Genomic DNA, 8,516 nt, shown 5'->3' on the forward strand with positions numbered 1-8,516 from the left:
GCAGTGCCCGCCCGAGGAGGCCGCACGACATGAGTCCCTTCACCGGCTCCGCCGCCCGCACCGCCGGCTGGGAGCATCTGCGCCTCGACGTCGCCGACGGTGTCGCGACCGTCACCCTGGCCCGTCCCGAGAAGCTCAACGCGCTCACCTTCGGCGCCTACGCCGACCTGCGCGACCTGCTCGCGGAGCTGTCCCGGGAGCGGTCGGTACGGGCCCTGGTGCTGGCCGGGGAGGGCCGCGGCTTCTGCTCCGGCGGCGACGTCGACGAGATCATCGGCGCGACCCTCGGCATGGACACCGCCCGGCTCCTCGACTTCAACCGGATGACCGGCCAGGTGGTCCGCGCGATCCGCGAGTGCCCGTTCCCCGTGATCGCGTCGCTGCACGGCGTGGCCGCGGGGGCCGGAGCGGTCCTCGCCCTGGCCGCGGACTTCCGCGTCGCCGATCCCACCGCCCGCTTCGCCTTCCTCTTCACCCGTGTCGGGCTCTCCGGCGGCGACATGGGCGCGGCCTACCTGCTGCCCCGGGTCGTCGGCCTGGGTCACGCGACCCGCCTGCTGATGCTGGGCGACCCGGTCCGGGCCCCGGAGGCCGAGCGCATCGGCCTGATCAGCGAACTGACGGAGGAGGGCCGGGCGGACGAGACGTCCCACCGGCTGGCCCACCGCCTGGCGTCCGGCCCGGCCCTGGCCCACGCGCAGACGAAGGCGCTGCTCACGTCCGAACTGGACATGCCCCTGGCGGCCTCGATCGAACTGGACGCCTCGACCCAGGCCCTCCTGATGACGGGAGAGGACTACGCGGAATTCCACGCGGCCTTCACGGAGAAGCGCCCCCCGAAATGGAGCGGACGGTGACCGCGACTCCCTCGGCGGCGCGGGGCCGTGCTGAATACGCGGCTACCGCCGCGCGGGCGCGACAAGCCACAACGCACCCGCATCCGCACCACGACACCGGCCACCCCCTACGGGTCGCGATCATCGGCGGCGGCCCGGGAGGGCTCTACGCCGCCGCCCTCCTCAAACGCCTCGACCCCGCACGGGAGATCACCGTCTGGGAACGCAACGCCCCCGACGACACCTTCGGCTTCGGCGTGGTCCTCTCCGACGAGACCCTCGGCGGCATAGAGCACGCCGATCCCCAGGTCTACGACGCCCTGCAGCGGCACTTCACCCGCTGGGACGACATCGACATCGTCCACCGCGGCGCACGCCACACCTCCGGCGGCCACGGGTTCGCCGCCCTGGGCCGCAAGCGACTGCTGGACATCCTCCACACCCGCTGCCGCGAACTCGGCGTCGACCTCCGCTTTCGCACCGGGGCCCCGGCGGACCTCCCGCACACCCACGATCTGGTCATCGCCGCGGACGGCGTCCACAGCGCCACCCGCGAGACCTACGCCGACACCTTCCGGCCCCGGGTGACGGCCCACCGCTGCCGCTACATCTGGCTCGCCGCCGACTTCCCCTTCGACTCCTTCCGCTTCGAGATCGCCGAGACCGAACACGGCGTGATGCAACTCCACGGCTACCCCTACGCGCCCGACGCGTCCACGGTGATCATCGAGATGCGCGAAGAGGTCTGGCGCGCGGCCGGGTTCGACGAACTCGACGAAGCCGAGTCGATCGGGCGGTGCGCCAAGATCTTCGCGGAAGCCCTCCGCGGCCGCCCCCTGACATCGAACAACTCCACGTGGACGACGTTCCGCACGGTCGTCAACGACCGCTGGTCGCACGGCAACGTCGTCCTCCTCGGGGACGCCGCGCACACCGCCCACTTCTCCATCGGCTCCGGCACCAAGCTCGCGGTCGAGGACGCGCTGGCCCTGGCCGCCTGCCTGGCGGAGCGCGACACGCTGCCCGAGGCCCTGGCCGCGTACGAGGCCGAGCGGCGACCCGTCGTCGCCTCCACGCAGCGCGCGGCCCGGGCCAGCCTGGAGTGGTTCGAGAACCTCGGCCTGTACCTGGACCAGCCGCCCCGCCAGTTCGCCTTCAACCTGCTCACCCGCAGCCGCCGCGTCACGCACGACAATCTGCGGCTGCGCGACGGGCGCTTCACACAGACGGTGGAGCGCGAGTTCGGCTGCCCGCCCGGCACGCCCCCGATGTTCACACCGTTCCGGCTGCGGGGCCTGACCCTGCGCAACCGGGTCGTCGTCTCGCCGATGGACATGTACTCGGCCGTCGACGGCGTCCCCGGCGACTTCCACCTCGTCCACCTCGGCGCGCGGGCGCTGGGCGGGGCGGGGCTGGTGATGACCGAGATGGTGTGCGTCAGCGAGCAGGGCCGGATCACGCCCGGCTGCGCCGGTCTCTACACCGGCCGGCAGGCAGAGGCCTGGAAGCGGATCACGAACTTCGTCCACGACCGGGCTCCCGGCACGGCGATCGGCGTCCAGCTCGGCCACAGCGGCCGCAAGGGCTCCACGAAGCGGATGTGGGAGGGCATGGACGAGCCGCTGGAGGAGGGGAACTGGCCGCTGGTGGCCCCCTCGGCCCTTCCGTACAAGGAGGCCGGCCAGACGCCGCGTGAGCTGTCCCGCGCCCAGCTCACCGACCTCCGGGAACAGTTCGCGGCAGCGGCCGTCCGCGCCGCCCGGGCCGGCTTCGACCTGCTCGAACTGCACTGCGCCCACGGCTATCTCCTGTCCGGTTTCCTCTCCCCGCTGACCAACCGGCGCACCGACGCCTACGGCGGCTCCCTGGAGAAACGGCTCCGCTTCCCGCTGGAGGTCTTCGACGCCGTACGCGCCGTGTGGCCGGGGGAGCGGCCCATGACCGTCCGCATCTCCGCCACCGACTGGGCCGAGGGCGGGACGACCGCCGAGGACGCCGTCGAGATCGCCCGGGCCTTCGCCGCGCATGGGGCCGACGCGATCGACGTGTCGACGGGCCAGGTCGTCGCGGACGAGCGGCCGGAGTTCGGGCGGTCGTACCAGACACCGTTCGCGGACCGGATCCGCCACACCGCGGGCGTCCCGGTGATCGCGGTCGGCGCCATCTCCTCCTGGGACGACGTCAACTCCCTGATCCTCGCGGGCCGCACCGACCTCTGCGCGCTCGCCCGTCCCCACCTCTACGACCCCCACTGGACCCTGCACGCGGCGGCCGAGCAGGGGTACACGGGCCCGGGCGCCGTCTGGCCGGCCCCGTACCGCGCGGGCAGCCGCCGCCCCCGGACGGGCCGTCTGGACGCCCCCAAGCCGCGCCTGAGTCTGGGAGGCGGCGACACCCGGGCGCGTTAGGATCCGGGGCATGGCGCTGACCATGGACGACGTGGACCGGTTCGAGGCCTTCAGGCCGCGCCTGGAGGCGGTGGCCTACCGGCTGCTCGGCTCGGCGAGCGAGGCCGAGGACGCCGTGCAGGAGACGTTCCTGCGCTGGCAGGGCGCCGACACCGACCGCATCGACGTCCCCGAGGCGTGGCTGACGAAGGTCCTCACCAACCTGTGCCTCAACCAGCTCGGCTCGGCCCGGGCGCGGCGCGAGACCTATGTGGGCGAGTGGCTGCCCGAGCCGCTGCTCGCCGGGGACCCCATGCTCGGGCCCGCGGACACCGCTGAGCAGCGTGAATCGGTCTCGTACGCGATGCTCGTCCTGCTGGAGCGGCTCTCCCCGAACGAGCGGGCGGTGTACGTGCTGCGGGAGGCCTTCGACTATCCGCACCGGGAGATCGCCGACATCCTCGGCCTCACCGAGGCCGCCAGCCAGCAGATCCTCCACCGCGCGAAGAAGCACCTCGCGCAGGGCAGGACCCGTACCCGCACCGAGATCGACGCCGCCGCCGCGCGCCGGATCATCGACGAGTTCCTCGCGGCCGCCGCGAGCGGGCGGACCGAACCGCTGGTGCGGCTGCTCACCCAGGACGCCGTCGCGATCGGCGACGGCGGCGGGAAGGTCCCGGCCCGTGCCAGGGCGATCGAGGGCGCGCTCGCGGTCGCGAAGTTCATGCGGGGCCTGTTCAAGCCGAGCAAGGCCAAGCGCGACCTGGTCGGCGGCTCTCCCTCGGTCTACCCGTCGACCGCCAACGGCGACCCGGCCCTGGTGGTGGTCGTCGACGGACGGGTCATCGGCGTCATGTGCCTGGAGATCGCCGACGACGGCATCGCCGCGTTCCGCAACCAGGTCAACCCCGACAAGCTCGAACGCGCGACCCGGCGCTGGGCCGCCGGCGACCACGGCGATCCCCTGCTCACGGTCTTCTGACCCGACCGATCATGATGTGACGTGCTTCACATCGGCTTCCTGTCAGGGAAGGGCGGGCCATCCGGTTCAAGGGGTGAATTCGCGCCAGACAGCCGTCATGACAGGAGCCACGCCATGCAGCACCGCATCGTCGTCCTCGGAGCCGGCTACACCGGAGCCACCGCCGCCGGGCGCCTCGCCAAGCGGCTGCACCGTGCAGACGTCGCCATCACCCTCGTCAACGCCGAGCCCGACTTCGTCGAGCGCGTCCGGATGCACCAGCTCGCGCTCGGCCAGGACCTCACGCCCCGGCCGTTCAGCGAGATGTTCCACGGCACCGGCGTCACCCTGAAGCAGGGGAAGGTCACCGCCGTCGACGTCGACCGCAGGACCGTCACCGTCCGGGCCCACGCCGACGAGGGCGCGCCGGACGAGGAACTGCGGTACGACACACTCGTCTACGCCCTCGGCAGCGGCTGGAACGACCACGGCGTGCCCGGCGCCGCCGAGCACGCCCACGAGATCGCCGGCCGTCCCGGAGCGCTCCGGCTGCGCGAGCGGCTGGCCGGCCTGGCCGCCGGGGAATCCGTGGTCGTGGTCGGCGGCGGTCTCACCGGCCTGGAGGCGGTGACCGAGATCGCCGAGTCCCGCCCGGACCTCGACGTCGCCCTGGTCGCCCGCGGCGGCCTCGGCGACTGGCTCTCGGCCAAGGGCGCCCGGCACCTGCGCGAGGTCTTCGACCGGCTCGGCATCACCGTCCACGAGCACACGGCCGTCACCGCCGTCGAAGCCGATCACATCGCCACCGGCGACCGGACGGACATCCCGGCCGCGGTCACCGTGTGGACCACCGGCTTCGCCGTCCACCCCGTCGCCCGGGCCACCACCCTGGAGGTCACCGGCACCGGCCGGATCGTCGTCGACCGGACCATGCGCTCGGTGTCCCACCCGGACGTGTACGCCATCGGCGACGCGGCTTCGGCGAGGGGCCCCGCGGACAAGCCGCTGCGGATGTCGTGCGCCTCGGGCGTCCCCACCGCCTGGCAGGCCGCCGACGCCATCGCGGCCCGGCTGACCGGCGGGAAGGTCCCGACCGTGCCCGTGCGCTACTTCAACCAGTGCATCTCGCTGGGCCGCGGGAACGGCCTGATCCAGTACGTCACCGCCGACGACCGTGCCGTGCCGGCGGCGCTGACCGGCCGGCTCGCCGCGCTCTACAAGGAGATCATCTGCAAGGGCGCGGCCTGGGGCGTCGCCCACCCGACGCTCCTTCCGGTGCGGCGCCGCCGCGTCGTGCGGGAGGCCGTCGCCCCGGAGGGCGCGCGGGTCGGGACGGCGGCCTGAGCCGTGCGGACGCCGGACGCCTCAGACCGGGTAGGCGTGGGTCTGCGTCGCCTTCACCGTGGCCCAGACCCGCGCGCCCGGGTGCAGGCCGAGCTCGGCGGCGGCGACCGTCGTGAGGTCGGCGGCGAGGGGGAGTTCACCGGTGAGGTCGGCACGGATCTGGTCGCCGTGGGTCTCCAGACCGGCCACCTCGCAGCGCCACAGGTTGCGGGCGCTGGAGCCGGTCGGCCGGTCGCGGTGGAGGGTCACCGCGCCGGGCGGGAACGCCACGAAGACCGGGCCCGACAGGACCTCCGAGGTGGTGACGGGTGGACCGCCGGCGAGACGGACGGTGTGGCCGTCCGCCTCGCCCCGGTAGAGGTTCAGGCCGACCAGCCGCGCGATGTAGTCCGTACGGGGATGGCGGGCGATGTCGGCCGGGGTGCCCTCCTGGACGACCCGGCCGTGCTCCACGACCACCAGACGGTCGGCCAGCACCATGGCGTCGAGCGGATCGTGGGTGACGAGCACGGCCACCGCCTCGAAGTCGGCCAGGTGGCGCCGGAGCCGGGCGCGGACCTCCAGGCGGGTGCGGGCGTCCAGGGCCGCCAGGGGCTCGTCGAGGAGCAGCAGCCGGGGCCGGGTCGCCAGGGCACGGGCGAGGGCGACCCGCTGGGCCTGGCCGCCCGAGAGCCTGCGCGGCTTGGCGCCGGCGTGCGCCGCCAGGCCCATGCGGTCCAGCCACTCGGCGGCCCGCGCACGGGCCTCGGCCTTGGTGGCGCCCTGGCAGCGGGGACCGAAGGCCACGTTGTCGAGGGCCGTGAGGTGGGGGAAGAGCAGGTAGTCCTGGAAGACGACGCCGACGGGGCGGGCCTCCGGCGGGGTGCGGTCCAGCTCGGTGCCCTCCAGCCGCAGATGCCCGCCGGTCAGCGGGATCAGACCGGCCAGGGCGCGCAGCGCGGTGGTCTTGCCGGCGCCGTTCGGGCCGAGCAGGGCGACGACCTCACCCGGCGCGACGGTCAGCGGCACGTCGAGTCGGAAACCGCCGCGGTCCACGACGAGGCGGGCGTCCAGCCCTTCGGTCGCGGTGCCGGTGTGCGCGTCCTGCGCGGGGGGCCGCGTCATCCCGCACGCATCCAGCGGTCGCGCAACCCCGCGAGGACCGCGATCGACACCGCCAGCAGCACCAGGCTGAGGGCGATGGCGGCCTCCGGGTCGCTCTGCAGGGCCAGGTACACGGCCAGCGGCATGGTCTGGGTGCGGCCGGGGAAGTTGCCGGCGAAGGTGATCGTCGCGCCGAACTCGCCGAGCGCCCGCGCCCAGGCCAGGACCGCGCCCGCCGCGATGCCCGGTGCGATGAGCGGCAGCGTGACCCGGCGGAACGCGGTGAAGCGGGACGCGCCCAGGGTGGCGGCCGCCTCCTCGTAGCGGGGGTCGGCGGCCCGCAGGGTGCCCTCGACGCTGATGACGAGGAACGGCATGGCCACGAACGCCTCCGCGAGCACGACCCCGGCGGTGGTGAAGGGCAGCGTGATCCCGAACCACGAGTCGAGCCACCGCCCCACGATGCCGTTGCGGCCGAGCGCCGTCAGCAGCGCCACACCGCCGACGACCGGAGGCAGGACCAGGGGCAGGGTGACGAGGGCGCGTACGAGGCCGCGGCCGGGGAAGTCGACGCGGGCCAGCAGCCAGGCCAGCGGCACGCCGACGACCAGGCTCACCGCGGTGGCCGCCGAGGCGCACAGCAGGGACAGCCTGAGGGCCTGCCACACCTCTGGGCTGGTCAGCTGCCCGGGCAGGCTGTGCCACGGGGTCCGCACGAGCAGGGCGATCAGCGGCACGATCAGGAACGCCAGGCCGGCCAGCGCGGGGAGCAGCAGGGGCAGCGGGACGCCCGTCCGGACCCGACGGCGCCGCGGACCGCCCCGCGGACCGTCGGTCGCGACATGAGGCTTGCCGACCGGGGCTGTCACGGCTTGAGGAACCCGGCCGCGCCCAGGACGTCCTGGCCCTCGGCGGAGCGCACCAGCGCGATGAACGCCTCGGCGGTCCCGGCGTTCCGGGCGTCCTTGAGCAGGGCGATCGGGTAGTCGTTGACGGCGTCGGCGGACTCGGGGAACTGCACGCCCTCCACCGTGTCACCCGCCGCGCGCACATCCGTCTGGTAGACGACGGCCGCGTCGGCCTCCTTCAGCTCGACCTTGGTCAGCGCGGCCTTGACGTCCTGCTCGTACGACACGGGCGTGAGCGTGAGCCCGCGGGCGTCGAGGGCCTGCTGCGCGGCGGCGCCGCACGGCACCGCCTCGTCGCACAGGACGACCTTCAGGCCACCCCGGGTGAGATCTTCGAGGGAGGCGATCCTGTGCGGGTTGCCGGGCAGGGTGGCGATCTCCAGCCGGTTGCGGACGAAGGTCTCGGGCGGGCCCGAGGCGTCTTCGGCATCCGTGACGATCTTCATCGTCCTGGGGCTGGCCGAGGCGAAGACATCCGCCGGGGCCCCGCCGGTGATGCTCGCGGCGAGGGAGTCGCTGCCGCCGAAGCTGAAGGTGACCTTCGTGCCGGGGTGCTCCTTCTCGAACCGCTCGCCCAGCGTCGTGAAGCTCTCCTTCAGCGAAGCCGCGGCGAAGACGGTCACCTCACCGGAGACCCCGCCCGGCCCGGACGGCCCGGCCGAGGGATCAGAGCCGGACGCACAGGCGCTCAGCGCCAGCAGCGCGGCGGCTCCCCCCGCGGCCACCTGGAGCGGGCGGCGGGTCCGGTGCGCCGTACGGGTCGTCACGGGTCTGCTCCTCTGCTGGGCCTGCGTCGATGATAATGCCGCAGATGCCAGGGGAAACCCCCCTGTGGATTCGCATGAGCCGGGGAGAGGATCGCTGGGCGCGGCATGTGCGTTGGCACGGAATGGGCGCGGGGAAGCTAGTGCCGCAGCAGGCAACGTTCGCCCCGTCGCGACGCCCGGCACGCACTCTCGCCGCACCGGGCGCAAGCCCAAGTACACCCAGTACGAGG

At 73.7% G+C, this 8,516-nt stretch carries 7 protein-coding genes; 4 read left to right on the forward strand and 3 right to left on the reverse strand.

Annotated elements, in window-relative coordinates; genetic code table 11:
• Window positions 1-29: 29 nt before the first annotated feature.
• The 4 genes from ABTX62_RS10390 to ABTX62_RS10405 all read left to right on the forward strand — a co-directional run bounded on the left by ABTX62_RS10390 (window position 30) and on the right by ABTX62_RS10405 (window position 5,528).
• A complete protein-coding gene (locus ABTX62_RS10390) occupies window positions 30-857 on the forward strand; it encodes an enoyl-CoA hydratase family protein (RefSeq protein ID WP_352115760.1) in 828 nt (275 codons plus the stop codon).
• Entirely contained in the window at window positions 842-3,244 is a 2,403-nt protein-coding gene (locus ABTX62_RS10395) for a bifunctional salicylyl-CoA 5-hydroxylase/oxidoreductase (RefSeq protein WP_352115761.1), read from the forward strand. Before ABTX62_RS10390 ends, ABTX62_RS10395 begins: the two co-directional genes overlap by 16 nt.
• Before the next feature lie 10 nt (window positions 3,245-3,254).
• Window positions 3,255-4,205: an RNA polymerase sigma-70 factor gene (locus ABTX62_RS10400; RefSeq protein ID WP_352115762.1), complete on the forward strand. Its 951-nt coding sequence runs from the start codon at window positions 3,255-3,257 to the stop codon at window positions 4,203-4,205.
• Between the two features lie 114 nt (window positions 4,206-4,319).
• Window positions 4,320-5,528, forward strand: a complete 1,209-nt coding sequence (locus ABTX62_RS10405) for an NAD(P)/FAD-dependent oxidoreductase (protein WP_352115763.1) — start codon at window positions 4,320-4,322, stop codon at window positions 5,526-5,528.
• 21 nt (window positions 5,529-5,549) lie between these two features.
• Here the strand turns inward: ABTX62_RS10405 and ABTX62_RS10410 are convergent, their stop codons facing one another.
• The 3 genes from ABTX62_RS10410 to modA are packed head-to-tail and all read right to left on the reverse strand — an operon-like array spanning window position 5,550 to window position 8,286.
• Window positions 5,550-6,632 (reverse strand): ABC transporter ATP-binding protein, encoded by a 1,083-nt coding sequence (locus ABTX62_RS10410; RefSeq protein ID WP_352115764.1) that lies wholly within the window; start codon window positions 6,630-6,632, stop codon window positions 5,550-5,552.
• Window positions 6,629-7,480 (reverse strand): molybdate ABC transporter permease subunit, encoded by an 852-nt coding sequence (gene modB / locus ABTX62_RS10415; RefSeq protein ID WP_352115765.1) that lies wholly within the window; start codon window positions 7,478-7,480, stop codon window positions 6,629-6,631. The genes ABTX62_RS10410 and modB overlap by 4 nt, the downstream gene beginning before the upstream one ends.
• A complete protein-coding gene (modA, locus tag ABTX62_RS10420; RefSeq protein WP_352115766.1) occupies window positions 7,477-8,286 on the reverse strand; it encodes a molybdate ABC transporter substrate-binding protein in 810 nt (269 codons plus the stop codon). The genes modB and modA overlap by 4 nt, the downstream gene beginning before the upstream one ends.
• Between the last annotated feature and the right edge of the window lie 230 nt (window positions 8,287-8,516).

It is taken from the genome of Streptomyces sp. NPDC096046, from assembly GCF_040303285.1.
Taxonomy (GTDB): domain Bacteria; phylum Actinomycetota; class Actinomycetes; order Streptomycetales; family Streptomycetaceae; genus Streptomyces.